The 25909-nt window shown below is 41.8% G+C and carries 34 protein-coding genes and 5 tRNA genes; 1 reads left to right on the top strand and 38 read right to left on the bottom strand.

From position 1 onward, the window contains the following. Positions 1-77: 77 nt before the first annotated feature. The 14 genes from nusG to PSV17_RS06885 form a co-directional block, all read right to left on the bottom strand. Positions 78-614 (bottom strand): transcription termination/antitermination protein NusG, encoded by a 537-nt coding sequence (gene nusG, locus PSV17_RS06820; protein ID WP_300480895.1) that lies wholly within the window; start codon positions 612-614, stop codon positions 78-80. Then, positions 614-961: a preprotein translocase subunit SecE gene (gene secE, locus PSV17_RS06825; protein WP_300480897.1), complete on the bottom strand. Its 348-nt coding sequence runs from the start codon at positions 959-961 to the stop codon at positions 614-616. Before secE ends, nusG begins: the two co-directional genes overlap by 1 nt. Positions 962-1014: 53 nt before the next feature. Beyond that, positions 1015-1090: transfer RNA gene (locus PSV17_RS06830), tRNA-Trp, on the bottom strand. Positions 1091-1164: 74 nt separating this feature from the next. Continuing rightward, positions 1165-2355: an elongation factor Tu gene (gene tuf / locus PSV17_RS06835; RefSeq protein WP_300386885.1), complete on the bottom strand. Its 1191-nt coding sequence runs from the start codon at positions 2353-2355 to the stop codon at positions 1165-1167. Between the two features lie 120 nt (positions 2356-2475). Beyond that, a tRNA-Thr gene (locus PSV17_RS06840) sits at positions 2476-2550 on the bottom strand. A gap of 22 nt (positions 2551-2572) precedes the next feature. Continuing rightward, positions 2573-2648 (bottom strand) — tRNA-Gly (locus PSV17_RS06845). A gap of 77 nt (positions 2649-2725) precedes the next feature. Continuing rightward, positions 2726-2810 (bottom strand) — tRNA-Tyr (locus PSV17_RS06850). 73 nt (positions 2811-2883) lie between these two features. After that, positions 2884-2959, bottom strand: a tRNA-Thr gene (locus PSV17_RS06855). Positions 2960-3004: 45 nt separating this feature from the next. Further along, a complete protein-coding gene (locus PSV17_RS06860; protein WP_300480899.1) occupies positions 3005-3427 on the bottom strand; it encodes a ClpXP protease specificity-enhancing factor in 423 nt (140 codons plus the stop codon). 16 nt (positions 3428-3443) lie between these two features. Continuing rightward, positions 3444-4043 carry a glutathione S-transferase N-terminal domain-containing protein gene (locus PSV17_RS06865; protein ID WP_300480901.1) on the bottom strand — a complete coding sequence of 200 codons (600 nt, stop codon included), beginning with the start codon at positions 4041-4043 and terminating at the stop codon, positions 3444-3446. Positions 4044-4046: 3 nt separating this feature from the next. Then, positions 4047-4772 carry a cytochrome c1 gene (locus PSV17_RS06870; protein ID WP_300480903.1) on the bottom strand — a complete coding sequence of 242 codons (726 nt, stop codon included), beginning with the start codon at positions 4770-4772 and terminating at the stop codon, positions 4047-4049. 4 nt (positions 4773-4776) lie between these two features. Next, the gene (locus PSV17_RS06875) at positions 4777-6117 is read right to left on the bottom strand and encodes a cytochrome b N-terminal domain-containing protein (RefSeq protein ID WP_300480905.1); all 1341 of its coding nucleotides are present in this window, start codon (positions 6115-6117) and stop codon (positions 4777-4779) included. A 3-nt stretch (positions 6118-6120) separates the two neighbouring features. Then, complete coding sequence (gene petA, locus PSV17_RS06880; RefSeq protein ID WP_300480906.1) at positions 6121-6744, bottom strand: ubiquinol-cytochrome c reductase iron-sulfur subunit; 624 nt, start codon at positions 6742-6744, stop codon at positions 6121-6123. 179 nt (positions 6745-6923) lie between these two features. Further along, positions 6924-7673, bottom strand: a complete 750-nt coding sequence (locus tag PSV17_RS06885) for a Nif3-like dinuclear metal center hexameric protein (RefSeq protein WP_300480907.1) — start codon at positions 7671-7673, stop codon at positions 6924-6926. 123 nt (positions 7674-7796) lie between these two features. On the opposite strand from PSV17_RS06885, the gene PSV17_RS06890 reads away from it, so the two are divergent. Beyond that, entirely contained in the window at positions 7797-8981 is a 1185-nt protein-coding gene (locus PSV17_RS06890) for a Do family serine endopeptidase (RefSeq protein ID WP_300480909.1), read from the top strand. Between the two features lie 21 nt (positions 8982-9002). Here the strand turns inward: PSV17_RS06890 and tatC are convergent, their stop codons facing one another. The 24 genes from tatC to PSV17_RS07010 form a co-directional block, all read right to left on the bottom strand. Then, a complete protein-coding gene (gene tatC, locus PSV17_RS06895) occupies positions 9003-9761 on the bottom strand; it encodes a twin-arginine translocase subunit TatC (protein WP_300480911.1) in 759 nt (252 codons plus the stop codon). A 6-nt stretch (positions 9762-9767) separates the two neighbouring features. Then, on the bottom strand, positions 9768-10196 hold the full coding sequence (gene tatB, locus PSV17_RS06900) for a Sec-independent protein translocase protein TatB (RefSeq protein WP_300480912.1): 429 nt from the start codon (positions 10194-10196) through the stop codon (positions 9768-9770). 6 nt (positions 10197-10202) lie between these two features. Continuing rightward, entirely contained in the window at positions 10203-10409 is a 207-nt protein-coding gene (gene tatA / locus PSV17_RS06905; RefSeq protein ID WP_300480914.1) for a Sec-independent protein translocase subunit TatA, read from the bottom strand. Positions 10410-10430: 21 nt separating this feature from the next. Next, on the bottom strand, positions 10431-10769 hold the full coding sequence (locus tag PSV17_RS06910) for a histidine triad nucleotide-binding protein (RefSeq protein ID WP_300480916.1): 339 nt from the start codon (positions 10767-10769) through the stop codon (positions 10431-10433). Beyond that, a complete protein-coding gene (locus PSV17_RS06915; RefSeq protein WP_300480918.1) occupies positions 10769-11098 on the bottom strand; it encodes a phosphoribosyl-ATP diphosphatase in 330 nt (109 codons plus the stop codon). The genes PSV17_RS06910 and PSV17_RS06915 overlap by 1 nt, the downstream gene beginning before the upstream one ends. Further along, on the bottom strand, positions 11091-11489 hold the full coding sequence (hisI, locus tag PSV17_RS06920) for a phosphoribosyl-AMP cyclohydrolase (RefSeq protein ID WP_300480919.1): 399 nt from the start codon (positions 11487-11489) through the stop codon (positions 11091-11093). The genes PSV17_RS06915 and hisI overlap by 8 nt, the downstream gene beginning before the upstream one ends. After that, a complete protein-coding gene (gene hisF, locus PSV17_RS06925; RefSeq protein WP_300480922.1) occupies positions 11486-12250 on the bottom strand; it encodes an imidazole glycerol phosphate synthase subunit HisF in 765 nt (254 codons plus the stop codon). Before hisF ends, hisI begins: the two co-directional genes overlap by 4 nt. Then, on the bottom strand, positions 12240-12983 hold the full coding sequence (hisA, locus tag PSV17_RS06930; protein ID WP_300480924.1) for a 1-(5-phosphoribosyl)-5-[(5-phosphoribosylamino)methylideneamino]imidazole-4-carboxamide isomerase: 744 nt from the start codon (positions 12981-12983) through the stop codon (positions 12240-12242). Before hisA ends, hisF begins: the two co-directional genes overlap by 11 nt. 84 nt (positions 12984-13067) lie before the next feature. Further along, on the bottom strand, positions 13068-13727 hold the full coding sequence (gene hisH, locus PSV17_RS06935; protein ID WP_300480926.1) for an imidazole glycerol phosphate synthase subunit HisH: 660 nt from the start codon (positions 13725-13727) through the stop codon (positions 13068-13070). Positions 13728-13775: 48 nt separating this feature from the next. Further along, the gene (hisB, locus tag PSV17_RS06940) at positions 13776-14363 is read right to left on the bottom strand and encodes an imidazoleglycerol-phosphate dehydratase HisB (protein ID WP_300480929.1); all 588 of its coding nucleotides are present in this window, start codon (positions 14361-14363) and stop codon (positions 13776-13778) included. 264 nt (positions 14364-14627) lie between these two features. Next, positions 14628-15482 carry a 3-hexulose-6-phosphate synthase gene (hxlA, locus tag PSV17_RS06945; RefSeq protein WP_300480931.1) on the bottom strand — a complete coding sequence of 285 codons (855 nt, stop codon included), beginning with the start codon at positions 15480-15482 and terminating at the stop codon, positions 14628-14630. 228 nt (positions 15483-15710) lie between these two features. Further along, positions 15711-16778 carry a histidinol-phosphate transaminase gene (gene hisC, locus PSV17_RS06950; protein ID WP_300480933.1) on the bottom strand — a complete coding sequence of 356 codons (1068 nt, stop codon included), beginning with the start codon at positions 16776-16778 and terminating at the stop codon, positions 15711-15713. 6 nt (positions 16779-16784) lie between these two features. Continuing rightward, on the bottom strand, positions 16785-18083 hold the full coding sequence (hisD, locus tag PSV17_RS06955) for a histidinol dehydrogenase (protein WP_300480937.1): 1299 nt from the start codon (positions 18081-18083) through the stop codon (positions 16785-16787). 28 nt (positions 18084-18111) lie between these two features. Then, a complete protein-coding gene (gene hisG, locus PSV17_RS06960) occupies positions 18112-18756 on the bottom strand; it encodes an ATP phosphoribosyltransferase (RefSeq protein ID WP_300386945.1) in 645 nt (214 codons plus the stop codon). Positions 18757-18758: 2 nt separating this feature from the next. Further along, positions 18759-20021 (bottom strand): UDP-N-acetylglucosamine 1-carboxyvinyltransferase, encoded by a 1263-nt coding sequence (murA, locus tag PSV17_RS06965; RefSeq protein WP_300480940.1) that lies wholly within the window; start codon positions 20019-20021, stop codon positions 18759-18761. Beyond that, positions 20022-20333, bottom strand: coding sequence for a Grx4 family monothiol glutaredoxin (gene grxD / locus PSV17_RS06970; RefSeq protein WP_300480943.1), 312 nt, complete (start codon positions 20331-20333; stop codon positions 20022-20024). 69 nt (positions 20334-20402) lie between these two features. Continuing rightward, positions 20403-20648 carry a BolA/IbaG family iron-sulfur metabolism protein gene (locus PSV17_RS06975; protein ID WP_300480945.1) on the bottom strand — a complete coding sequence of 82 codons (246 nt, stop codon included), beginning with the start codon at positions 20646-20648 and terminating at the stop codon, positions 20403-20405. Between the two features lie 32 nt (positions 20649-20680). Continuing rightward, positions 20681-21469 carry an ABC transporter permease gene (locus tag PSV17_RS06980; RefSeq protein ID WP_300480947.1) on the bottom strand — a complete coding sequence of 263 codons (789 nt, stop codon included), beginning with the start codon at positions 21467-21469 and terminating at the stop codon, positions 20681-20683. Continuing rightward, positions 21466-22383 (bottom strand): ABC transporter ATP-binding protein, encoded by a 918-nt coding sequence (locus PSV17_RS06985; protein WP_300480950.1) that lies wholly within the window; start codon positions 22381-22383, stop codon positions 21466-21468. The genes PSV17_RS06980 and PSV17_RS06985 overlap by 4 nt, the downstream gene beginning before the upstream one ends. Positions 22384-22570: 187 nt before the next feature. Beyond that, a complete protein-coding gene (locus PSV17_RS06990; protein WP_300480952.1) occupies positions 22571-22891 on the bottom strand; it encodes an STAS domain-containing protein in 321 nt (106 codons plus the stop codon). Positions 22892-22906: 15 nt separating this feature from the next. Then, positions 22907-23524, bottom strand: a complete 618-nt coding sequence (locus tag PSV17_RS06995; protein ID WP_300480953.1) for an ABC transporter substrate-binding protein — start codon at positions 23522-23524, stop codon at positions 22907-22909. A gap of 74 nt (positions 23525-23598) precedes the next feature. Next, positions 23599-24147: an outer membrane lipid asymmetry maintenance protein MlaD gene (gene mlaD, locus PSV17_RS07000; RefSeq protein ID WP_300480955.1), complete on the bottom strand. Its 549-nt coding sequence runs from the start codon at positions 24145-24147 to the stop codon at positions 23599-23601. 34 nt (positions 24148-24181) lie between these two features. Beyond that, the gene (gene mlaE, locus PSV17_RS07005) at positions 24182-24988 is read right to left on the bottom strand and encodes a lipid asymmetry maintenance ABC transporter permease subunit MlaE (protein ID WP_300480957.1); all 807 of its coding nucleotides are present in this window, start codon (positions 24986-24988) and stop codon (positions 24182-24184) included. Positions 24989-25030: 42 nt separating this feature from the next. Then, positions 25031-25831, bottom strand: coding sequence for an ABC transporter ATP-binding protein (locus PSV17_RS07010; protein WP_300480960.1), 801 nt, complete (start codon positions 25829-25831; stop codon positions 25031-25033). Positions 25832-25909 lie beyond the last annotated feature (78 nt).

Consider the following 25909-nt stretch of genomic DNA (forward strand, 5'->3'; position numbering starts at 1 on the left):
ATAACTCCTAAAATGGGTAATAGCGCTAAATAAATTTAGCTCCCCGTTAAATATAACTACCTAAAAATTACTTCTTACTAAACTTCTTTTTCGATTTGACTGAACTCAAGCTCAACTGGCGTTGAACGTCCAAAGATCACAACGGACACATGTAACTTACTTTTCTCGTAGTTAACATCTTCCACATTGCCAGAAAAGTCTTTGAATGGGCCATCAACAATGCGTACAGACTCACCTTTTTCAAAGGTAAGTTTTTGTGTAGGATTGCTTTTACTATCATCAATACGCTGCAAGATGATATCAACTTCTTTATCTTTGATTGGCGTAGGCTTTTGCGCGCTACCACCAATAAATGCAGTTACACGTGGCGTGCTTTTAACCAAATGCCAACTCTCGTCAGTCATCGCCATTTGCACTAGAACGTATCCTGGATATAGCTTGCGCTCAGAGATGGTTTTTTGACCTGCCTTCATCTCAATCACTTCTTCGATTGGAACAAGAATCTGACCAAATTGATCTTGCAGACCATTACGAACGATGCGTTCTTCCAGTCCTTTTTGCACAGACTTCTCAAAACCTGAGAATGCTTGTACCGCGTACCATTTCATACTCATTACGCGCCCCGTCCCATTAACCACTGCACCATAAATGCAAATCCGATATCAACTACCGCTAAGAATGCAGCCATAATCACCACCAACACAAACACTACTAAAGTTGTTTGCGTTGTTTCTTTACGTGTTGGCCATACCACTTTACGCGCTTCAGCTACAGCCTCGCCCATAAATACTATTGACTGCTGGCCAATAGGTGTTGTCCAAAGCACTGCAATAGAAGCACCTAAGCCAGCAAGTACTGCGAGTATACGCAACACGGTAGCTTTATCTGCTAGCAGGTAGAATCCTGCAATGCCTGCAGCGAGTAGCAAAAATGCCACCAACAACTTAATTTTGTTGATCATAGTTTACTTAATTAGCGTTACTTAAATAATGTTTAAAAACATCACTTCAAATTTGGCAGGCCAAGAGGGTGTCGAACCCCCAACCCTCGGTTTTGGAGACCGATACTCTACCAATTGAGCTATTGGCCTGTAGTTTAGGCTTTACGCCTCACAACTTAAAAAGCTACGCTGGGTTGTTAGCGTAGCTTCTTATTCAAAACATATTACTCGATGATTTTAGCAACAACACCAGCACCCACAGTACGACCACCTTCACGGATAGCGAAGCGTAAGCCTTCTTCCATCGCGATTGGAGAGATCAATGTGACTACGATTGATACGTTATCACCTGGCATCACCATTTCTGTGCCTTCTGGTAATTCTACTGCGCCCGTTACGTCTGTGGTACGGAAGTAGAATTGTGGGCGGTAACCTTGGAAGAATGGTGTGTGACGACCGCCTTCATCTTTACCTAGCACATAGATTTCTGCTGTGAATTTTGTGTGTGGTTTGATTGAACCTGATTTAGCTAATACTTGACCACGTTCGATGTCTTCACGTTTTGTACCACGTAGCAATACACCTACGTTATCACCAGCCATACCTTGGTCTAGTAATTTACGGAACATTTCAACACCAGTACAAGTAGTTTTTACGGTTGGTTTTAGACCAACAATTTCAATTTCATCACCGACTTTTACAATACCGCGTTCGATACGGCCTGTTACTACAGTACCACGACCTGAGATTGAGAATACGTCTTCAACTGGCATTAAGAATGTACCGTCGATTGCGCGTTCTGGCATTGGGATGTAAGTATCTAATGCTTCTGCTAGACGGAAGATTGATGGCTCGCCGATTTCTGTTTGGTCGCCTTCTAATGCTGCACGTGCTGAGCCTGTGATGATTGGTGTATCGTCACCTGGGAAGTCGTATTTGCTTAGCAAGTCACGTACTTCCATTTCCACTAGTTCTAATAACTCAGCATCGTCTACTAAGTCTGCTTTGTTTAGGTAGACAACGATGTATGGTACGCCAACTTGACGTGCTAATAGGATGTGCTCACGTGTTTGTGGCATAGGACCATCAGCAGCTGAACATACTAAGATCGCGCCGTCCATTTGTGCTGCACCGGTAATCATGTTTTTAACATAGTCGGCATGGCCTGGACAGTCTACGTGTGCGTAGTGACGGTTGGCTGTTTCGTATTCAACGTGGGCTGTGTTAATGGTAATACCACGTGCTTTTTCTTCTGGTGCCGCGTCAATTTGATCGTAGGCTTTTGCTTCGCCGCCGAATTTTTTAGACAGGATTGTGGTAATCGCTGCTGTTAATGTTGTTTTACCATGGTCAACGTGGCCAATTGTGCCTACGTTAACGTGCGGCTTGGTCCGCTCAAATTTACCTTTTGCCATTGCTTCAGTCCTTTACAATATTTTATTAACTATAAGTTTTATTAGAATTAATAAAACTTGTTCAAATTAAAACTTACCTAAATCAAATTGATACCACTTTAAATTTTCTATATAACACTTTGGTGCCCATGGCGGGAATCGGACCCGCGACCTCTCCCTTACCAAGGGAGTGCTCTACCACTGAGCCACATGGGCGCTTGTTCTGCTACCCAGTCTTTGGAGCGGGCGACGAGACTCGAACTCGCGACATTCAGTTTGGAAAACTGAAGCTCTACCAACTGAGCTACACCCGCGCATCCATCTTAACCAGCGCCAACAGGCTCAAACTATTACAGCTACTACTTTTGCAAAATCGGTGTATTACAAACTTTGGTGGAGGGGGAAGGATTCGAACCTTCGTACTCTGAGAGAACGGATTTACAGTCCGTCGCCTTTAACCACTCGGCCACCCCTCCAAACCGAACCCGCGATTATGCTGAAAATTTAACTGGCTGTCAAATTGTATAAAAGGGTAAACGTTTAAGAATTTGGTGCCGGATGTCGGAATCGAACTGACGACCTTCGCATTACAAGTGCGCTGCTCTACCAACTGAGCTAATCCGGCGTTTATTTGAGTTGCGTATTATACTGATATTTTAAAAAAAGTAACCTACTTTACGATAGTTAATGTAGGTTTTTTGCTTTTATTTACACTTTTCTCATCAGAGGCCTCTACTTGGCCATCTGACGCCTCATTTTTACTCGAAAAGACTGAGGCATCTTCTATTTCGAAAAACATACCCTGACCGTTTTCACGTGCGAAAATACCTTTTACCGCATGCATAGGCACATAAAGATTTTGTGAAACGCCACCAAATCTTGCTGAAAAGCTAATCGCTTCATTGCCTATCAACAAGTCTTTAGTAGCGCTATAGTTCACATTCAATACTATTTCACCATTTTTAACATAGGCTACAGGTACGCGTGCGTGGCTATCTACCGCAACTAGCAAGTGCGGTGTGCAGCCATTATCCATACACCATTCGTGTATAGCACGTACCATATAGGGTTTAGTCGAGGTAAAATCAGCCATTGAAACTTATATCCTATTACTTACGCATTGCTTTTTCTGAAGGCGTCATTGCATCTGAATACAACGGTCTTGAGAATAAACGCTCTGCATATTTTAAGATAGGTGTAGCTTGGTTTTGCAAATCAATACCGTAATGACCTAAACGCCATAATAATGGTGTTACAGCCACATCCAACATTGAGTAATCATCACCTAACAAATAGTTTTGTTTAGAGAAAATTGGCACAAGCTGTGTCAAATTATCACGAATCGTAATACGTGCTTTATCTGCTTTCTCATCATCACCAGACTCAATGTCTTTAATGTGATCAAACAACTCTTTTTCAAAGTTATATAAAAACAATCTTGCACGTGCGCGCATTACAGGATCTGGTGGCATTAATTGCGGATGTGGAAAGCGCTCATCAATATACTCATTGATAATATTAGCTTCCGACAACACCAAATCACGCTCAACCAGAACAGGCACTTGGTTGTATGGATTAATTACCGCTAAATCTTCTGGTTTATTCGCAAGATCAACATCGATTACTTGAAAATCCATGCCCTTTTCAAACAAAACAATTCGACAGCGGTGGCTATAGGGATCAGTTGTCCCCGAATATAAAGTCATCATAATTTAATGTATATCTTTCCAATAAGCTTTTTTGAGTTTGTAAGTAAGTACCAACAACACTCCTAAAAACAGTAATACAAACCAGCCCAAGTGATTGCGCTGCTGCTTGCCAGGTTCAGCCATAAAGGCCATATAGTTGGTTAAATCACCAATTAAAGTGTCGTATTCTTCCGTGCTAAGCATACCCGGCTTAGACAACGTAAGTTCATGCGTTTCATGATTGAAGGTTTGCTCGCCTTGTAATTCAAACAGTACGTGGGGCATTGCTACTTTATCGTACACCACGTTATTCCAACCCGATGGGCGCGTATCGTCGCGATAAAAGCTGCGCATATAGGTGTATACCCAATCTGCACCGCGAGCGCGCACCTCTACGGATAAATCTGGCGGCGCAACACCAAGCCATACTTTAGCCTCATTTTTATTCATAGAGACTTTCATGGTGTCACCAACTTTTTCACCCGCAAAAAGTAAATTATCTTTAATTTGCTTTTCAGTTAAGCCGATTTCTTGCAAACGGCTATAACGCATAAAGCTTGCACTATGACAATTTAAGCAATTATTGATAAAAGTACGTGCGCCGCGTTGTAGTGAGTCTTGATTAGACGCATCAATCGGCGCCCGGTCTAAATGTGCGCCTTCGTTAGCAATTGCAAATTGCGTAAATAATAAGCAAGGGAACAAGACCAATGCCAATAAAGATTTTTTCATTATATTTTTAATTTTCATGATATTAACCTGTCACTCTTTCTGGCACTGGCAAGCTTTTATCTCGTTTGGTATACCACGGCATCAGTAAGAAGAAAGCAAAGTAAACCACAGTAAAGATACGGGCAATAACCGTAGCAATATCTGCTTTACCTAACCATGCCCCAAACTGACCAAATATATCAGCTGGTACAGTTCCTAAATACCCTAACACTAAAAAGCTCACAACAAAGGCCAAAAGCCATTTTTTGTAAAGTGTACCGCGGTAGCGAATAGACTTTACCGCACCCTTATCCAGCCAAGGTAAGAAAGCAAAGATGACTACCGACAGACCCATTGCAACTACCCCTGGGAACTGCGAAACACCAATTGGCGGAACTGCTCTTAATATTGAATAATAAGGCGTGAAGTACCACGTAGGAGCAATGTGCGCTGGTGTGACTAGCGGGTTAGCCGGTATAAAGTTATTAGCTTCTAGAAAGTATCCACCAACTTCTGGCGCAAAGAAAATAATAGCTGAAAACACGATTAAGAATACAACCACGCCCACCATATCTTTAACGGTGTAGTAAGGATGAAACGGAATACCATCTAATGGAATGCCAGTTTTTTCATCTTTTGTCTTTTTAATCTCTACGCCATCAGGATTATTTGACCCAACTTCATGCAGTGCAATTAAGTGAGCCGCTACAAGGCCAAGCAACACCAATGGCAAAGCAATGACGTGAAATGCAAAAAAGCGGTTTAAGGTAGCATCACCCACTAAATAGTCGCCACGTAACCACTCCATTAAGTCTGGCCCAATTAATGGCACAGTACCAAACAAACTAGTAATTACTTGCGCACCCCAGTAAGACATTTGACCCCATGGCAAAAGGTATCCGAAAAATGCTTCGCCCATTAAAGCCAAGAAAATACCCATTCCGAATAACCAAATTAGCTCGCGCGGATTACGATATGAACCATAAATAATGCCGCGGAACATATGTAAATAAATTACTACGAAGAACATGGATGCGCCAGTAGAGTGCATATAGCGAATGATGTAGCCCCATGGCACGTCGCGCATAATGTATTCAACAGATGCGAAAGCTACTGACGGATTACCAAGAATACCGTCTAATGGCGAAGCATCTGGCTTGTAATGCATGGTTAAAAAGATGCCAGTGACAATTTGAATCACCAAAACCAACATGGCTAATGAGCCGAAGAAGTACCAAAAATTGAAGTTTTTAGGTGCGTAATATTCTGTTAAGTGCGCTTTAATATTACTAGTCAGCGGAAAACGATCATCCACCCAATTGAGAGTACCATCTAAAACGCCAGCAAATCTTGATTTTCTTTCTGTTACAGATTTAATAGCCATGACTTATGCTTTCCCTTCAGGATCAATACCGATAAGCAGCGTGGTTTCGGTTAAATAATGATACTTTGGCACCACCAAATTTGTCGGCGCAGGTGAACCTTCAAAAACACGCCCAGCTAAGTCAAACTTAGAACCATGGCATGGACAAACGAACCCACCGTCCCAATCTGAAGTTACCTCAAAGCGTGAGTTTGGTGAACAACCTAAATGCGTACAAGTGCCGAGCATTACCCCGTACTCGGCCTTAATTGCGCGACCATTATCTTTGCAATAATCTTGTTGCTGAGGAACATCTGACTTTGGATCTTTCAACTGTGCATCGTGGTTTTCAAGTTTCTCTAGCATTTCTTTTGTACGATGGATAATCCATACTGGTTGACCGCGATACTCAGCCACCATCATTTCACCAGGCGCCACTTTAGAAATATCGACCTCAACAGGCGCACCAGCGGCCTTAGCGCGCTCGCTCGGCGTCATGCTCACAACAAAAGGCACAGCCGCAGCAGCGCAACCTAACGCACCAACAGCAGAAGTGGTAATTAAAAATTTACGTTTTTCTAAATCTACTAAAGCATCTGGTTCGGACTGCGAACCAGTTTGATACTTGTCACTGTGGTGGTCTGACATGATTTCCTCGGCTACTGATTATGAATTCTTACCTTTTTCGGGCCAACATCAATCCGCTTAACTATATTTTCATTAAAAAATAGAAGCTCAATAATATGACGCAATTATAAAGGTTGCGATTATACAATTCTTTACAAGTAAATTAAAGCTTTATTTTATAAGTAATTGATATAAAACAATTAAATTGGATTTTTTATATCTATAAACTCGTGCTGTAAATTAAACTTTTCAGCTAAATGTTGCCCTAATGCTTGTACGCCATAACGTTCCGTTACATGATGCCCCGCAGAAATATATGACACGCCCGATTCAATGGATTGATGGGTAGTTTGTTCTGAGATTTCTCCGCTAATATAAACATCCACCCCAAGCTCAATTGCAGTATCTATATAGCCTTGTGCTGCACCTGTGCACCAAGCAACTTTCTTGACTATTTTCTGTGGGTCGCCAATGATTAATGGCGTACGTTGCAAAGTTGATTCAATCTGTGCGGCAAATACCGCTAGCGTGACAGGTTTAATTAACTCGCCATAAGCAATCAGTTTAGACTCTCCGGCAAAACCATCAGCACGAATATCCAATAGCCGTCCAAGCTGTACATTGTTGCCAAACTCTGTATGCGCATCTAATGGCAAATGATAGGCCATTAAGTTCAAGTCATTTTTCAGTAAAAATGCTAAGCGATTGCGTTTAATTCCGACCACTCTTGGATCTTCATTACGCCAAAAATAACCATGGTGCACTAGAATCAAGTCAGCATTGATTTGATTAGCGGCTTCTAACAACGCCATGCTGGCGGTCACGCCGGTGACCACTTTTCTGACTTCTACTCTACCTTCTACCTGCAGGCCATTAGGGCAGTAATCTTTGAAGCGTTCAACCTGCATAAGTTCTTGAGTATAATGTAGCAACTCGTTCAGTTTTACCATATTTACGACCTTTTATCCCATCACTCTTGAATATTCGCTAGAATAGCCTGATATTACATTGCGTACTTAACATTACATAAAAACAAGCATTATTCATAAACATCACTACATGTATCCATTCAAATGAACAATCAACTACATCAAAAATTATGGCTCATTTTTGCTCAGACTGTAACGGTTTGTTTAGCATTGGTGTTTGTGTTACGTCTTTTTTTTCCCAGCTTACTTGAAAACATGCTTACTAAATCTAGTAAACCAGTGCTGGTTAAGCAGGTTAGCCCTAATGCGAGCGTAATTCCAATTGGGTCTTATAATCTCGCTGTAAAAAAAGCGATGCCTTCTGTTGTTAATATTTTTACTAGTAAAAAAGCGCCGGACAATCCACATCAAAAATATTTAGATGACCCAGCTTTTAGACAGTTTTTTGGTGATCAATTTGATGATCCTGATACTCAAGCTCAGCCTGAAACCAGTCTTGGATCAGGCGTAATAGTCAGTGAACAGGGCTTAATTTTAACCAATAATCATGTTGTAGCGTCAGCCGACGAAATCGAAATTGCACTCGCCGATGGCCGTAAAATGTCTGCCAAGGTTGTTGGGACTGATCCCGAAACCGATTTAGCTTTAATTAAAATTGAAGCGGACAACTTACCTGCAATCACTTTTGCCAGCTCAGACACTTTAGCCGTTGGAGATGTTGTTCTGGCTATTGGCAATCCATTTGGCGTTGGGCAAACAGTAACACAAGGAATTATTAGTGCGCTTGGGCGAAACCACTTAGGCATTAATACTTTTGAAAACTTTATTCAAACCGATGCATCAATCAATCCAGGCAATTCTGGAGGCGCGTTAATCAACACGGATGGTAACTTAGTCGGTATTAATAGTGCTATTTATTCCCGCAGTGGGGGCTCCATGGGTATAGGCTTTGCTATCCCTGCAACATTGGCACGCCAAGTCATGGATCAAATTGTTAGTCAAGGTAACGTGACTAGAGGCTGGATTGGTATTGAGGCGCAAGACATCACACCTGAACTCGCTGAATCATTCAAACTACCAGCGGCAGAAGGTGCGTTAATTGCTGGGGTGCTTAAGAATAGTCCTGCTGAAAAAGCTGGGTTACACGCGGGTGATGTCTTATTGACGATTGATAACAAACCGATAGCTGACACGAGTACTATGCTAACTTTAATTGCCGCACTCACGCCAAACAAAAAAGTCACGTTTAAAATTGCAAGAGCAGAAGAACGACTAAATATCGCAGTAATGATTGGTAAGCGCCCAAAACCTATCATCGAAAAAGACTAAACGATTGTTATCTTTATTTGTTTATTGAGTCTCGCCTTTGGAAATAGGTGGTTGTATGTTCTGGGTGGGGGTTTGCTTAGTAAATGAAGCTACAATTAGACCAAGCTCGAATAGCAGCCAGATAGGTACAGCTAGCATAAACTGAGAAATGATATCTGGTGGTGTAAATATCGCTCCGATAATAAACGCACCAACCACCACGTAGCCACGCGCCTCTTTAAGTTGAGCGATTGTTAGCCAACCAAAGCGCACGGTCATGACCACTGCGATAGGTACTTGAAATGCCAAACCGAATGCGAAAAATAAGGTTAATACAAAATCCAAGTAGTTGCCTATGTCAGTCATCACCGCAACGCCTATTGGTGCTGAACCTACAATGAACCCAAAGACTACAGGGAACACCGCAAAATAGGCAAATGCCATACCTGCTAAAAAAAGCAAGCTACTAGCAATAATCATGGGGATCATGAATTTCTTCTCATGCGAATAAAGCCCAGGCGCGATAAATGCCCAAACTTGATACATGGTATGCGGTAAGGAAACAATAAAAGCTGCCATCATAGCTACTTTCATTGGTACAAAGAATGGTGTGGTAACCGCGGTAGCAATCATTTGGCCACCTGCTGGTAGCTTACTTAACAAGGGCGCGGCGAGTAGTGCGTAAATCTTGTTAGCAAAAGGGAAAAACCCGATAAAGACAATAATAAAGCCTAGCACGACGCGCAATAAGCGGTCGCGCAACTCAATCAAATGTGAAATGAAATTATCTGTAGGGGTCACTTGCGTTTATTCGGTTTTTGGTACTTTTTTAGTGCGAGTTCTTTTGACTATGGGTTTTGTATCTTTAGTGTTCATACTAGCTTTAATATCAAGAGAATTTACATCTATCGATTCTGCTTCTGAAGCACTGAGACTATCAGTTTCTAATTTAAACTCAGAAAAACCCTGAGAAACCGAACCTAAGTTCTCCTGCACGTTTGATTCAATAGTCTCTTTGGTCTTAGTGACAGTATCTTGAATCTCTTGTTGTAACTGTTGCAATTCTTGAAAACGCACATCTCGATTCACCTCTTCCTTCACTTGAGCCACATACCGTTGCATGCGTCCCGCAAGTGCGCCAAGGGTTCGCGCTACTTTTGGGAGCTTCTCTGGCCCTATAACTATCAAAGCCACCACAGTTATCATGATTAACTCTGAGAAAGAAACATCAAACATTTTTCGTTATTGCTTAGTTTTGTTCGTGACTTCACCTTCTATAGTATTACTCGTCTCTTTGTTATCAGTAAGCTTATCATCACGCATGGCTTTTTTGAACTCATTTACCGCGCCGCCCACATCACCGCCAATATTTTTTAGCTTTTTAGTTCCAAATACCAATACCACAATCAACAATACAATTAACCAATGCCAAATGCTAAATGAACCCATGATAATTCTCCAGAAATATAATTAAGCTGCAAGTGGCAAGTTACCACCACCCAGCACATGAACATGAATATGAAACACTAACTGACCGCCATCTTTACCAGTATTGATAAGTGTCTTGAAACCTGCCAAACCTTGCTCTTTTGCAAGCTTTGGTGCGAGTAAAAGCATTTTACCCAGCAAACTTTGATGCTGCGCTTCACAACTTGCAAGACTTTCAATATGCAATTTTGGCACAATTAAAAAATGTACTTTAGCGGACGGATTAATGTCATTAAAGGCTATCACATCGTCATCTTCATAGATTTTCTTAGCAGGAATACTGCCATCGATTATTTTACAAAAAATACAATCAGCACTCATTATTTTGCGCCCTCTTCTGTTCTAGAAGCCTTTTCTACCAAGCCTGAAAGACCTTCGCGTCTTGCTAGCTCGTCTAAAACATCTTGCGGCTTTAAACCTGCTTTTGCCAACATGACTAAAGTATGAAACCATAAATCTGCAGTTTCATAAATAAGATGTTCATTATCGCCATTCTTCGCCGCAATAATAGTTTCAGCAGCTTCTTCACCGACTTTTTTTAGAATGCTATCCATGCCTTTGGCATATAGTTTAGCCACATAAGAAGTTTGTGGATCCGCGTTCTTACGCTGCTCTAATAATTCCGCCAAGCGATTTAATGTTTCACTCACTTTTTTTAACTTCCGTGTATATTTCGTCTGGGTTCTTGATGACTGGCTGATCTACAAGCCACTCGTCATTTTCAAGTTTTTTAAAAAAACAGTTATGTCGTCCAGTATGACAAGCAATGCCACCGACTTGTTCTACATTAATTAAAACAACATCTTCATCGCAGTCTAAGCGAATCTCATGCACAAGTTGTACATGACCCGACTCTTCGCCTTTGCGCCATAATTTATTACGCGAACGCGACCAATAAACGGCTTGCTTAGTAGCATTAGTGAGCTGCAAAGCTTCGCGATTCATCCATGCAAACATGAGTATGCGTCTAGTATTGTGCTCTTGAGCGATGACGGGCACAAGCCCGTTAGCATCCCAGTTTATATCATCTAACCAACTCAAAGTCTGACCTCAATACCATTTTTTTGCATATATTCTTTGGCCTGTTTAACGGTATATTCACCATAGTGAAAAATGCTGGCAGCAAGAACAGCATCTGCACCGCCATCTTTTACGCCATCAACCAAATGCTGCAAGTTTCCCACACCGCCAGAAGCAATAATTGGCACGTCAACCGCATTTGAAATAGCTCTATTTAATGGGTTATTGAAGCCAATTTTCGTCCCATCTCTATCCATACTCGTAACTAACAGTTCGCCAGCACCAAGTTTAGCCATATATTCAGCCCACTTAACAGCATCCAAGCCGGTAGCTTTACGCCCACCGTGGGTAAAAACTTCCCATTCAAAGGATTGGTTATCTACTTTTTTAGCATCAATCGCCACAACGATACACTGCGAACCAAATCTACTTGCCGCATCTTGTACCATTTGTGGGTTAAGTACTGCGGTGGTATTAATACTGACTTTGTCAGCACCTGCATTTAACAATCTGCGCACATCTTCAACTTCTCGAACCCCACCCCCTACCGTGAGTGGAATAAAGACTTGCGCTGCAACTTCTTCAATAATATGTAGAATCAAGCCTCGATTATCTGAGCTGGCAGTAATATCTAAAAAAGTAAGCTCGTCTGCGCCTTGTTCATCATAGCGCTTGGCAATTTCTACAGGGTCGCCTGCGTCGCGCAACTCTAAAAAGTTAATGCCCTTAACAACGCGTCCATTAGTTACATCTAAGCAAGGGATAATGCGTTTAGCGAGCACTTAATTCATCCGCTAGTTGTTGTGCCGCAGCGAAATCAAGCGTTCCTTCATAAATTGCGCGGCCAGTAATGGTACCGATAATGCCCTCACTTGCCACTGCACATAGCTTACGCACGTCGTCTAAATTAGTCACGCCACCAGAAGCAATCACGGGGATTGTTAAGGCTTGCGCTAAAGCAACCGTCGCCTCAATATTCACGCCAGTTAACATGCCATCACGTCCAATGTCGGTATAGACGATGGAGCTGACGCCATAACCTTCGAATTTTTTCGCCAAATCAATCACATCGTGACCTGTGAGTTTTGACCAACCATCCACAGCCACTTTGCCTTCTTTAGCATCCAAACCGACGATTATTTGACCTGGAAACGCATCACAAGCTTCATGCAAGAAACCTGGATTCTTTACCGCTGCGGTACCGATAATCACATAATCAATGCCATCATCAAGATAACGCTCTATCGTTTCAAGGTCGCGAATACCTCCACCGAGTTGAATAGGGATTTCACCGCCGACCGCACGTACAATAGATTTAATTGCAGCTTCATTAATCGGCTTACCTGCAAATGCGCCGTTTAAATCAACTAAATGTAAGCGCTTGCCACCGCTATCTACCCAATGGCGCGCCATGGCGCCTGGGTCTTCAGAAAATACGGTGGACTCTTCCATTAAGCCTTGTTTTAGTCTTACACAGTGGCCGTCTTTAAGATCAATTGCTGGGATAATTAACATAATGATTTGATATTGATTGATTAAATAATAATTGAAATTAAGCGATTAAAAAAATTGTAAAAATGACTCTAATATTAGCTTGAATTAAGGTAACCAGTTTACGAAATTGCTTAACATTTGCAAGCCTGCCGTTGCACTTTTTTCTGGGTGAAACTGCACTGCAAATAAGTTATCTTTCGCTATCGCGCTGGTAAACCGTTTAGGATATTCGCTATAGCCTCCGACAATGGCTAAATCATCTGGCTGAACGTAATAACTATGCACATAGTAAAAACGCGCACCATCTTCTATATTGCTCCATAAAGCATGTGCTTGCGACTGTTGGTTAAGGCTCTGATAAACCTGATTCCAGCCCATATGTGGGACTTTTAACTTTGCACCATTCGCATCATGCATTTCAGCTGCAGCAAAGCGCTTAACAGTGCCTTTAAACAAACCTAACCCAGCTGCATCACCTTCTTCAGAGTGTTCAAAAAGCATTTGCAAACCGATGCAAATGCCCAGAAATGGCTTATTACTAGCAGCATGAATGACTGAGTCGCGCAAGCCTCTAGCATCTAACTCACGAATACAATCCGGCATAGCGCCCTGACCTGGAAATACGATGCGCTCAGCATTTGCTATATCGACAGGGTTGCTGGTCACCAATACGTGTTTATTAGGTGCGACATGCTCTAGCGCTTTAGACACTGAGCGCAAATTGCCCATGCCATAATCAACTACTGCTATATCAATTTTTCTCATACTACAATTTTCATGGGGTTGCCGCTCAAGCGTTACAAGGGCTTATGCTTATAAACTTCCTTTGGTGGATGGCATAATGCCTGCCATGCGTGAGTCTTGCTCAACAGCCATTCGCAACGCACGTCCAAAAGCTTTAAAAATCGTTTCGGCTTGATGATGAGCGTTATGACCCTTTAGGTTATCTATATGCAAAGTGACATTGGCGTGATTGACAAAACCTTGAAAGAACTCATGGATTAAATCAACATCGAATTCACCAATTGAAGCACGCGTGAATACACAGCCAAACTCCAAGCCTGGTCGTCCAGAAATATCTAGCACTACACGCGACAAAGCCTCATCCAGCGGAACATAAGCGTGCCCATAACGACGTATGCCTTTTTTATCACCTATCGCTTTAGCAAAGGCTTGTCCAATTGTTATTCCAATATCTTCTACAGTGTGATGGGCATCAATATGCAAATCACCTTTAGCGTTGACGCTAATATCCATCATGCCGTGACGGGCGATTTGGTCTAGCATATGATCTAAAAAACCTAAACCAGTACTAAATTGTGAAACGCCAGTGCCATCTAAATTAATGGCGACTGTGATTTGTGTTTCTAAGGTATTTCTAACTACTTCCGCAGATCGCATATTGAATCACTTAAGCTAAAGTGCATATTATTGACAAGTAAATATTTTAACCTAAACCAGATGCTATTGGTCTTTTTGAAGACATTAAAGCTACATCATTCTGTAATTATTAATTGATTCAATAAAATATGGAATAAGAAGCAATAAAGCCTAGCAAGATTACATATCTTAACTAGGCCTCATTCATTAGCATACGCTAATACGTAATTACAATTTCTCTCACTTAGCTGTATTCATTAGCTAAGCGATTATAGTAATTAATAATTACTGTGCTGCTTCTGGTGCTGCTTCAACTGGTGCAGCTTCTTCAACAGGTGCAGCTTCCATTGGAGCAACTTCAGCTGGTTCAGTTGCAACTGGAGCATCTGCAGCTGGAACTTCTGTAGCATCTGGTTTTTTAGCACTAAGTAAAGCAAACAATATTACTAAAACAACAGCACCGATGATCCATGGTAAGAATTTCTTAGCACCACCAGCACTAGCATTAGCACCGTGAGCGATTGCTGTAATTTCAGCAGCAGCGGCAGCAGGGTCAGCAGCACCGTAAATAGCAGCACCTGCAACAATGATAGTTGCGCCAGCATCTTTAACTTGTTGTGTTGTTGCAGCTTTAACGCCACCAGCAACTGAAATATCAACGCCTAGGTTCAAAGCAGCAACCATACCTAAGTCATTGAATGGTGTTTGACCAGCAGCCTGCTGATCTAAACCAGTATGAACGCCAATGATGTGCGCGCCTAATTTAGCCACTTCAATAGTACGTGCTTTTTTATCAGCTACGTTGATCAAATCAACTTGAGCTTTTTTGCCGTATTTGTTAGCAACATCGATTACGCCTTTGATTGTACCGATATCAGCAGTACCTAGAACTGTACAGATGTCAGCACCAGCTTTGTAGAATGGCTCAGCTTCATAGAAACCAGCATCCATTGTTTTCAAGTCAACCAAAATTTTGTTGTTTGGGAACTTAGCGCGTAAAACTTCTAACAATTTGATACCATTATGCTTAATGCAAGGTGTACCAATTTCCAAAATATCTACGTGTGGAGCAACTTTGGTTGCTAAGGCGACGGTACCGTCGAAATCTAATGAATCTAATGCCATTTGGGTTTGAGCCATGCTACATCCTCCAACTAAAAATAAACCATAACTGATTTATTTAGATTAAAAATACAAAGTGAGTTAATTTTTTATTTGTGTATAAAACACACATTTCGCGATAATAACACGCACTTAATGTGAAATTACAAACTTTTTTTGCTTATTTTTAATGTTTCGGGGATTTTCTAGCATTTCCTCACTAAACTACAGCGAATAATACGGGTTAAGCTAACTTTTTCGTATATCTTAAGTGCCTAAAAGTAGTTCTGTTAATGTATCGATGAGTGCTTTTGACTGAGCATCAGTTCCAATTGTAATGCGTAGGTAAGGAGCTACCCGACTTGGTGATTTAAAATGACGCACAATAATATTTTTTTGACGCAGCAATGCGGACAGTTCTGCGCCATCCTTCACTTGATGTTTAGCAAAAATAAAGTTGGCGCCTGATGGCAATACATCAAAACCCAACTTGATTAAGTCTTTAACCAATGCCTCACGTGTTGCAATGACTTTGCTGCATGTTTCTTCAAAATACGCAGTATCTTGCATCGCCGCAACTGCGCCAGCAGAAGCAAAGCGGTCTATAGGGTAAGAGTTAAAGCTATCTTTCACGCGTATCAGCGCTTCGATTAAATCTGGATGACCCAACGCGTACCCAACGCGCAAACCTGCCAATGAGCGAGCTTTAGACAATGTATGCGTTACCAATAAGTTGGGATAAGTGTTAATCAATCCCACGGCAGATTCAGTACCGAAATCGACGTACGCTTCATCAATGACCACAACTGACTGTGTATTCTTTTTTAGCAACTTTTCAATGGTAGCTAACGATAGTGGAATACCTGTAGGTGCATTCGGATTAGGAAATATAATGCCGCCATTGGGCTGATAGTAATCGTCGATGTTAATTGAAAAATCAGCTGCCAAAGGGATTGTTTGATATTCAATGTCATACAAACCGCAATATACTGGGTAAAAGCTGTAGGTAATATCAGGAAATAATAATGGTCGGCTATGTTTTAATAGCGCTTGAAACACATGCGCTAATACTTCATCTGAACCATTACCAACAAACACTTGATTGGCGCTCAAATGATGCACTTCCGCAATCGCGGCCTTCAGTGCGTCCGAGTTAGGGTCTGGATATAAACGTAATGAATCTGCCGCTTCAAGCTTAAGCGCCTCAATTACCTTAGGGCTAGGTCCATAAGGGTTCTCGTTGGTATTAAGTTTGACTAGGTTATCTAACTTAGGCTGCTCACCTGGTACATAAGGCGTAAGCTTATGCACCACATCACTCCAAAATTTACTCATATTGGTTTAGCTTTTCAATCTATACTCTGCTGATCTGGCATGTGCTTGCAAGCCTTCACCGTAAGCAAGCGTTGCGGCAACTTTACCTAGCACTTGCGCACCTTCAGCCGACACCATGATTAAACTCGAGCGTTTTTGGAAGTCATATACACCTAGCGGCGATGAAAAACGAGCTGTACGCGAAGTTGGCAATACATGGTTGGGCCCTGCGCAATAATCGCCCAGCGCCTCACAAGTATTGCGACCCATAAATATAGCACCTGCATGCTTGATGATTTTACTAAAAGCTAAGGGCTCTTCCATTGATAACTCTAAATGCTCTGGTGCAATGTAATTACAAATTTCAGCAGCTTCCGCTAAATCGCGCACTTGAATTAGGGCACCGCGGTCTGTTAATGAAGTACGAATAATGTCTTTACGCGGCATCTCTTCCACTAGTTTTAAAATGCTTGCATTTACTTGATTTAAGAAATCCGCATCTGGGCTTAATAAAATAGCTTGCGCTAATTCGTCATGCTCGGCTTGGCTAAATAGATCCATCGCCACCCAATCAGGATTGGTTTTACCATCGCAAATGACTAAAATTTCAGATGGCCCTGCCACCATATCGATTCCAACTACGCCAAATACACGGCGTTTAGCGGCAGCTACATAAGCATTACCTGGCCCAACTACTTTATCCACTTGCGGAACAGTTTCAGTGCCATATGCCAAAGCGCCTACTGCTTGCGCGCCACCTAGGCAAAATACGCGGTCTACACCTGAAATCGCAGCAGCGGCTAAGACCAACTGATTGCGCTCACCATTTGGCGTAGGTACCACCATGATAAGCTCTTTAACACCGGCCACCTTAGCTGGAATCGCATTCATCAATACAGACGATGGATAAGCCGCTTTACCGCCAGGCACATATAAACCTACGCGGTCTAATGAGGTCACTTGTTGACCAAGCAAAGTGCCATCTGCTTCGGTATAACTCCAAGAAGACATCAGTTGTTTTTCGTGATAAATACGTACACGATCAGCGGCGGTTTTTAAAGCGTCTCGTTGCTCAGTTGGCAAGCCATTTAAGGCGGCAGTTAATTCTGCTTGGCTAATTTCCAAATCAGGCAGACTAGTTGCATTCGTTTTATCAAAACGGTTGGTGTATTCCAAAACCGCAGCATCGCCGCGTTTTTTAACATCTTTAAGAATATCAGCCACGACAACATCGATACTGTCGTCCTGAGCAGTTTCGAAGGCGAGCAAGGCTTTTAAATTGCTATCAAAATCTACATCTGTAGTAGAAAAGCGTCTTATTTTCATGCTATTTGACCTATGTTTAATCTAAATACTAAGTTCTGGAAGCAATTGCATTTGTAAATGCATCCATAATTGGCTGAATTTTACCTCGGTTCAGCTTGAGCGAAGCTTGATTTACAACAAGTCTTGAGCTGATTTCACCAACTTCTTCTACAGCTTTGAGGTTATTTGCGCGTAAAGTTCCACCTGTACTGACTAAATCGACAATCACATCCGCCAAACCAACCAAAGGACCTAACTCCATTGAGCCATAAAGCTTAATCAGGTCTACATGCATGCCTTTTGCGGCAAAGTGCTCACGTGCCGTTTTAACGTATTTAGTCACTACTTTTAAACGCGCACCACTACGAATCGAAGCGAAATAATCAAAGTCTTCCCGCACTGCCACCATCATCTTGCATTTTGCAATTTGCAGATCGATTGGCTGATATAAGCCATCGCCGCCATGCTCATCAAGCACATCTTTACCTGCAATGCCTAAATCAGCCGCGCCGTATTGCACATAAGTTGGCACATCGCTAGCACGAACAATAATTAAACGTACATCCTCGCGATTGGTACCGATAATCAGTTTGCGTGATGATTCAGGATCTTCCGCAGGATGAATTCCCGCCGCAGCTAAAAGTGGCGTGGTTTCTTCAAAGATACGGCCTTTTGAGAGGGCTATGGTAATCATGTTTAAACTCTTTTTACATTTGCGCCAAGCGCATTCAATTTAGCTTCTAAGTGTTCGTAACCGCGATCTAAATGGTAAATACGTTCAATCACAGTTTCGCCACGCGCCACCAAGCCCGCTAACACTAAACTTGCAGAAGCACGTAAGTCAGTTGCCATGACCGTTGCGCCATCTAAAAATTCAATACCTTTCACCAGGGCTGTATTGCCGTCAATGCTAATATCAGCGCCCATGCGTTGCATTTCTTGCACGTGCATAAAACGATTTTCAAAAATGGTTTCAGTGACTTTTGCTACGCCTTCGGCAATCGTGTTCAACGCCATAAACTGGGCTTGCATATCGGTTGGGAAAGCTGGGTGTGGTGCTGTGCGGATATTCACCGCTTTAAGCTTGCCGTCACTTTTAACTGTAATGCTATTTTCATCACTCGTGACGGTTGCACCAGCATCGCGCAGTTTTTCAATCACGGCATCTAGTAAATCCGCACGAGCGTTAAGCAACTTAACCTCGCCACCTGTCATTGCAGCGGCAACCATATAAGTCCCTGCTTCAATGCGGTCACAGACTACGTTATGTGTTGTGCCATTAAGTTTTTCTACACCGACAATCGTAATCACATCTGTACCAGCACCTGTGATTTTTGCGCCCATTTTAATGAGCATCTCGGCTAAATCGACCACCTCAGGCTCTTTAGCGGCATTTTCCAGTACTGTTGTGCCTTCAGCCAAAGCCGCAGCCATCATCAGGTTTTCAGTACCAGTCACAGTCACCATATCCATATAGTAGCGGGCGCCCTGCAAACGACGATTAGGCAAATGCAAAGTACTCGCTTGTATATAACCATGCGTGATATGTATTGCAGCACCCATGGCTTGCAAGCCTTTGATGTGCAAATCTACGGGACGTGAGCCAATGGCACAACCGCCTGGCAATGAAACGCGTGCAGTACCAAAGCGCGCCAATAAAGGGCCTAGCACCAAAATAGAGGCGCGCATGGTTTTTACCATTTCGTATGTGGCTTCAAAAGAGGTCACATCACTCGCATCTAAAGTTACTTGGCTAGTATTGCGTGTGATTTTAACGCCCATCATATCGAGCAGTTTAATAGTGGTATCGATATCTTTTAACGCCGCAATACTACTTAAATGTAAGGGCGTTTCGGCTAACAATGACGCGCATAAAATTGGCAAAGCGGCATTTTTCGCGCCAGAGATGGTGACTTCACCATTGAGGCGGCTACCGCCTTGTATGATTAACTTTTCCAATTATTTTGCCGCATCTAACATCGTTTTAAGTTCGCCGCTCTCGTACATTGCGCGCATGATGTCTGAACCACCGACAAACTCGCCTTTAATGTAAAGCTGTGGAATAGTAGGCCAATTAGCAAATTGTTTGATACCTTCGCGTACCTCTTGGTCTTGCAACACGTCAACTGAAATATATTTTGCTTGGCACGCATCTAAAATTTGCGTCGCTAAGTTTGAAAAACCACATTGTGGAAACTTAGGGTTACCTTTCATGTAAAGTACTACTGGGTTGGTGCTTACCGTTTCTTTAATTCTAGCTTGTGCGTCCATTTAGTTCTCCATTACTTATTTAATTTATCTTGATTTATTTGCCTACAATTCGCAAGCCTGCTGAATTTGTTAGGCAGAGAGCTTTGACCATTGTTCAGGTGTATATGTTTTCATTGAAAGCGCATGAATTTCCGAGCGCATTCTATCGCCTAGCGCGCTGTAGACCAGCTGATGTTGTTGCAGCATGCTTTTGCCAACAAAGGCATTGCTTACGATCACTGACTCAAAATGAGTACCATCATCGCCCAGCACTTTAATATATTCGCAGGCCAGATTTTGCGTGATGTAAGCCTCTAACTGTTGTGCACTTAGCAATTTAATGATTCCTTGATTCTTAAGCTCTTAATTTATGCTCGTAATTTATAGCCTGATTTTAACATTTTTAGCGTAATCATTGCTAACACTAAGAAAGAAGCGCCAACAATAGACAGGCTAATCAATGGCGACACATCGCCTTTACCAAAGAAACCGTATCTAAAGCCGTCTATCATGTAGAAGAATGGGTTCAGTTGCGACAGCTTTTGCCAAAAAGGCGGTAAAGAATGGATGGAGTAAAATACGCCCGAAAGAAACGATAAAGGCATGATGATAAAGTTTTGAAATGCCGCCATTTGATCAAATCTATCTGCCCATATACCAGCAATAATGCCAAATGTCCCAAGCAAGGCACTACCCAACAACGCGAAAGCAAACACCATCCAAAAATTGGTCACGTGGATATCCACAAACCACATGGCGACTAAGTAGATACCTAAACCTACAACTAGCCCTCGAATAATCGCCGCGAACAAGAATGCGATAAAGAATTGTAAATGCGTGAGCGGCGTTAATAATACAAAAACGAGGTTACCCATCACTTTGGATTGAATCAAACTAGATGAACTATTTGCAAAGGCGTTTTGCAGCACCGACATCATAATCAAACCTGGCACCAAGAATGATGTATAAGGTACACCGTCATAAACATGCACGTGACTTTCTAGCGCATGAGAAAAAATGAGCAGATATAATAAGGCGGTGATAACTGGTGCTGCTACTGTTTGAAAGGCAACACGCCAAAAACGTAGCAACTCTTTTTTCAAAAGAGTCCATGGTCCGCGAAAAGAGTTTGGAATTAAATTTGAATTATTAATCATGACCTACTCCCAGATGACATACCAACCAGGGACATGAATACATCCTCTAAATCTGCTTCATTCAGTTGCATATCTATCACTTTAATTTCTGCAGTACGCAGTGACGATAGCACTAGCTCGATTTGCGCCATGTCGTTTAAGGCAAATGTGTAAACTCCATTTTCTTGACTGCGCAATAAACTATGGATGTTGGTAGGCAAGTCCACATTACCAAGCGTCAAACGCAGCTGCTTGCCAGCAAATTTATTTAGCAAATTAGCGGTGCTATCTAAAGCAACAATTTCACCTTGTTTCATCATACCTACGCGACTACATAAAGTCTCGGCCTCTTCTAAATAGTGCGTAGTGAGTACAATGGTATGACCTTCATAGTTTAGCTTTTTGATAAATCCCCACATCAATTGGCGAAGCTCAACGTCTACGCCTGCTGTTGGCTCATCCAGCACAATCACTGGTGGTTTGTGCGCTAAAGCTTGCGCTATCAAGGCTCGACGCTTCATGCCGCCAGAAAGCTTGCGCATATTCACATGTGCTTTATCGGCTAATCCTAGACCTTCGAGAATTTCATCTACCCACGCATCATTTTCAGGTCCACGACCAAAATAACCTGCTTGAAATCGCAACATTTCACGCACATTAAAAAATGGGTCAAACACTAGCTCTTGCGGAACGACACCTAGCAATTGCCGGGCTTGTTGATATTGATTGACCACATCAAAACCCATGACGGAAATATCACCTGCACTTGGTTTGATTAAGCCAGCAAGAATACTAATTAAGGTCGATTTGCCCGCACCATTTGGGCCAAGCAATGCAAAGAATTCACCTTGAGCAATCGTTAAATCAACGCCATTTAAGGCCTGCAAACTGCCAAAGCTTTTATGTATGCCATTAATTTGAATTGCAGGTTTCATTTTTTGAATGCTTTAAAACTTATTGATTAGCTTAACTTTTAGTTTGATTTTATGGTCAACAGTTAAATGAATTACGGCTTGTTCCTGAACAAGCCGTATATTTGACTACTAACATGGTGATACTTCTAGACATTACAATAAGTAATCATAAAAATAAGCATTTAGCATAGCGTTAACGAGGGTTAGCTTAATGAAAACTTAACGGAATAAAATCTTCAATCCCATATAAATCTGCCAAACTAGCTAAACTTTCAGGTAAGTGAGTAAATTTAATTTTGCAATCTTCTGCGACAGCTCGACGTTGCCATTCTAACATTAAGCTCAATGTTGAAGTATCCACATTATCCACTGCGGAAAAATCCACTTCAATTTCTCCGCTCATCTTAAATGTAGCACTCTGGTTTAACACTAGAGTTGCGTTATACACCAACAAGTCGCCAAATACCTGCCATTTATTCCCATGCGCCGTGATGCGTTCAGCATCTTTAAGTTGTACCAGTTCAGACATATCTAGACTTTATACTTATCTTAGACCAGCATTTTTATTTTTATCAGCCAACTTAGTATTTAAACTATCAATACCATTTTGACGAATTTCATTGCTGAATTGACTACGATAATTAGTAACCAAACTTACGTTTTCTATCACAATATCGTATACCTTCCAGTTAGGGCCATTTTTAACTAAGCTATAATCTACTGCGATAGGTTGTCCACCAGATTGCAGAATCTGTGTTTTAACAGTCACATTTTTTGCATCCGTTTCGATACGCATAGGTTTATATTCAATCACTTGGTCTTTATATTTACCTAACGCAACAGAATAAGTACGTAACAATAAGCTACGAAACTCTTTCTGAAAACTTGCTTGCTGTTCAGCTGTGGCAGACTTCCAGTTTTTACCTAGCACCATACGACATACACGGTCGAAGTCAAAGTTAGGCAAAATCTTTTCTTCAGCCACTGCGTAAAGTTTTTGCTGATTTCCGGCTTGAATTTCTTTGTCATTTTTAATAATAGCCAACACATCTTCTGCAGTTTGTTTCACAAGCATATCTGGTGCAATTTCGGCGCTAGCTACGCCAGAATATAAACTCGCAAGAAAACTTATACCAACTACAATCTTAGAAACTGATTTCATTTGAACCCTTTTTGATCCGATATTTAATTTAAATTAAAACCTGATGCGTTTATAGAATACTTTCGCACAATTCACTAAAACGGTGCATCACCTAATTCGGTTGACTTAGCTTCTGCCGGTTTTGATTCTGACTCGCTTGGTTTAGCTGATATTTTTGCATCATTATCCATTTCGGAGGCTTTGCTAAACAAAAATTGACTAATCATTTTTTCTAACACAACAGCGTCTTGTGTTTTGGCAATTTTATCACCATTGCTTAACACATCTTCGTCGCCACCAGCTTCTAAGCCAATGTATTGCTCACCTAACAAACCCGCTGTATAAATATTAGCAAAAGTATCTTTAGGAAAGTTATAGCGTTTATCAATTTTAATTGTGACTACCGCTTCGTAAGTTTTGCTGTTAAATGCAATACTATCAACGCGCCCTACTGCTACGCCGGCACTTTTAACTGGGGCATGCGGTTTTAAGCTACCCACATTTTCAAAAGCTGCTGTAACAGCATAAGTTTCGCCGATTTTACCTGAGGTCAAGTTGCCAACCTTCATCGCAAGACCTAGCAAGGCAGCCATACCTAAAGCTACAAAAATCCCCACCCATAAATCAATTTTAGTTCTATCCACTTAGCATCCCCTAATTTTTACTACTCTTTTAGCTCTATATCACGAGCATAAAAGAGGTTAAAACAAAATCTAAACCCAATACTGTTAATGATGAAATTACAACCGTGCGCGTTGTTGCTCGACTCACACCTTCTGCTGTTGGTGGAGCATCAAAACCTTCAAACAATGCAATCATTGTGCAGGCAATGCCGAATACTAAACTCTTGATGATGCCGTTCACAATATCCGATTGAAAATCTACATTGGCCTGCATTTGTGACCAAAATGCGCCTTCATCCACACCAATAAGTGGTACAGCGACAATATAACCGCCCAATATACCCACCATTGAAAACAGAGCAGCCAATATCGGCATAGATATCACACCCGCCCAAAACCTTGGCGCAACTACACGGGCGATTGGATTAACTGCCATCATTTCCATTGCTGAAAGCTGCTCAGTAGTCTTCATTAAGCCAATTTCAGCTGTAATTGCTGTCCCAGCGCGCCCTGCAAATAGCAGGGCTGTTACAACAGGCCCGAGCTCGCGCACCAACGATAGTGAGACTAAGACCCCTATCGCTTCAGACGAGCCGTACTTCTGCAAAGTGTTATAGCCTTGCAAAGCTAACACCATGCCCACGAAAAATGCTGACACAATGATAATCAACAGTGACATCACTCCAGTTGAGTAAATTTCACGCATGGTTAGATGAAATCGTTTAAAACTTTCACCAGAATAAACAATCGTTAGAAAAAACAATCTAGCGCCCGCACCTAATCGCCAAATGCGTTCAACCATGCGATGGCCTATGCCTTGCAAGGTTTTAATGATGTTAATGAGAGGGTTTGAGTTGGTCATTTAATTTAAGTCTTTTAGTAAGAGTTACCAAAGATTATTTGATTATCCGTGCTTCATCAATTCAGATTGATAATTGCCAGCTGGGTAGTGAAATGGAACAGGGCCATCTTTATCACCATGCACAAACTGATGTACGAAAGGCAGAGTTGATTTCATTAAATCATCAGGCGTACCTTCAGCGGTGACTACTCCATTTGCCACAAAATACACGTAATCCGCAATTAGAAATGTCTCCTTAACATCATGCGACACGATAATAGAGGTAGCTCCTAAAGCATCATTTAAGCTTCGAATTAAGCTGCAAATAACGCCCATAGAAATTGGGTCTAAACCTGCAAACGGCTCGTCGTACATCATGATCGCGGGATCTAAAGCAATGGCGCGCGCCAAAGCGACACGCCTTGCCATACCGCCAGAAAGTTCTGCTGGCATCAGCGTATACGCACCTCGTAAGCCCACCGCATTTAGTTTCATTAACACTAAGTCATGAATCATAGAATTTGGCAAATCTGTTAACTCACGCATGGGGAATGCTACGTTTTCATACACGGATAAATCGGTAAACAACGCACCTTGCTGAAATAACATGCCCATTTTACGGCGCAATTTAAATATGCCATCGCGGTCTTGCTTGTGTACCACATCACCATGAACACGCACCTCACCTTTTGATGGCTTAATTTGACCACCAATCAGTCGTAATAAAGTCGTTTTTCCGCTACCGCTACCACCCATAATCGCCACGACTTTACCGCGTGGGAACACCATATTGATGCCTTTGTGCAGCAATCGCCCTTTGTATCCAAAGGAAAGATTATCAATTTCTACAATATTATTAGTCATGTGCAGCTAAATTGTACGGTTAATTTTTTGTTAGATTTTTTGAAGTCATCATTCTAAAACAATTTAGCGTGTAAGTAA

It is taken from the genome of Methylotenera sp. (assembly GCF_029946165.1).
In the GTDB taxonomy this organism is placed as follows: domain Bacteria; phylum Pseudomonadota; class Gammaproteobacteria; order Burkholderiales; family Methylophilaceae; genus Methylotenera.

Excerpts from the sequence above, each read along its gene's own strand:
- grxD (WP_300480943.1), bottom strand. The coding sequence starts at position 20,333 with ATGGACGCACAAGCTAGAATTAAAGAAACGGTAAGCACCAACCCAGTA.
- mlaE (WP_300480957.1), bottom strand. The coding sequence starts at position 24,988 with ATGACCAACTCAAACCCTCTCATTAACATCATTAAAACCTTGCAAGGC.
- PSV17_RS06995 (WP_300480953.1), bottom strand. The coding sequence starts at position 23,524 with ATGAAATCAGTTTCTAAGATTGTAGTTGGTATAAGTTTTCTTGCGAGT.
- PSV17_RS06875 (WP_300480905.1), bottom strand. The coding sequence starts at position 6,117 with ATGGCTATTAAATCTGTAACAGAAAGAAAATCAAGATTTGCTGGCGTT.
- PSV17_RS06910 (WP_300480916.1), bottom strand. The coding sequence starts at position 10,769 with ATGAGTGCTGATTGTATTTTTTGTAAAATAATCGATGGCAGTATTCCT.
- PSV17_RS06885 (WP_300480907.1), bottom strand. The coding sequence starts at position 7,673 with ATGGTAAAACTGAACGAGTTGCTACATTATACTCAAGAACTTATGCAG.
- hisD (WP_300480937.1), bottom strand. The coding sequence starts at position 18,083 with ATGAAAATAAGACGCTTTTCTACTACAGATGTAGATTTTGATAGCAAT.
- PSV17_RS06980 (WP_300480947.1), bottom strand. The coding sequence starts at position 21,469 with ATGATTAATAATTCAAATTTAATTCCAAACTCTTTTCGCGGACCATGG.
- tatA (WP_300480914.1), bottom strand. The coding sequence starts at position 10,409 with ATGGGTTCATTTAGCATTTGGCATTGGTTAATTGTATTGTTGATTGTG.
- hisG (WP_300386945.1), bottom strand. The coding sequence starts at position 18,756 with ATGATTACCATAGCCCTCTCAAAAGGCCGTATCTTTGAAGAAACCACG.
- tuf (WP_300386885.1), bottom strand. The coding sequence starts at position 2,355 with ATGGCAAAAGGTAAATTTGAGCGGACCAAGCCGCACGTTAACGTAGGC.
- petA (WP_300480906.1), bottom strand. The coding sequence starts at position 6,744 with ATGTCAGACCACCACAGTGACAAGTATCAAACTGGTTCGCAGTCCGAA.
- tatB (WP_300480912.1), bottom strand. The coding sequence starts at position 10,196 with ATGTTTGATGTTTCTTTCTCAGAGTTAATCATGATAACTGTGGTGGCT.
- hisB (WP_300480929.1), bottom strand. The coding sequence starts at position 14,363 with ATGCGATCTGCGGAAGTAGTTAGAAATACCTTAGAAACACAAATCACA.
- PSV17_RS06860 (WP_300480899.1), bottom strand. The coding sequence starts at position 3,427 with ATGGCTGATTTTACCTCGACTAAACCCTATATGGTACGTGCTATACAC.
- hxlA (WP_300480931.1), bottom strand. The coding sequence starts at position 15,482 with ATGGCTCAAACCCAAATGGCATTAGATTCATTAGATTTCGACGGTACC.
- nusG (WP_300480895.1), bottom strand. The coding sequence starts at position 614 with ATGAGTATGAAATGGTACGCGGTACAAGCATTCTCAGGTTTTGAGAAG.
- PSV17_RS07010 (WP_300480960.1), bottom strand. The coding sequence starts at position 25,831 with ATGACTAATAATATTGTAGAAATTGATAATCTTTCCTTTGGATACAAA.
- hisH (WP_300480926.1), bottom strand. The coding sequence starts at position 13,727 with ATGAGAAAAATTGATATAGCAGTAGTTGATTATGGCATGGGCAATTTG.
- PSV17_RS06865 (WP_300480901.1), bottom strand. The coding sequence starts at position 4,043 with ATGATGACTTTATATTCGGGGACAACTGATCCCTATAGCCACCGCTGT.
- PSV17_RS06985 (WP_300480950.1), bottom strand. The coding sequence starts at position 22,383 with ATGAAACCTGCAATTCAAATTAATGGCATACATAAAAGCTTTGGCAGT.
- hisC (WP_300480933.1), bottom strand. The coding sequence starts at position 16,778 with ATGAGTAAATTTTGGAGTGATGTGGTGCATAAGCTTACGCCTTATGTA.
- secE (WP_300480897.1), bottom strand. The coding sequence starts at position 961 with ATGATCAACAAAATTAAGTTGTTGGTGGCATTTTTGCTACTCGCTGCA.
- hisA (WP_300480924.1), bottom strand. The coding sequence starts at position 12,983 with ATGTTAATTATCCCAGCAATTGATCTTAAAGACGGCCACTGTGTAAGA.
- PSV17_RS06890 (WP_300480909.1), top strand. The coding sequence starts at position 7,797 with ATGAACAATCAACTACATCAAAAATTATGGCTCATTTTTGCTCAGACT.
- PSV17_RS06990 (WP_300480952.1), bottom strand. The coding sequence starts at position 22,891 with ATGTCTGAACTGGTACAACTTAAAGATGCTGAACGCATCACGGCGCAT.
- PSV17_RS06870 (WP_300480903.1), bottom strand. The coding sequence starts at position 4,772 with ATGAAAATTAAAAATATAATGAAAAAATCTTTATTGGCATTGGTCTTG.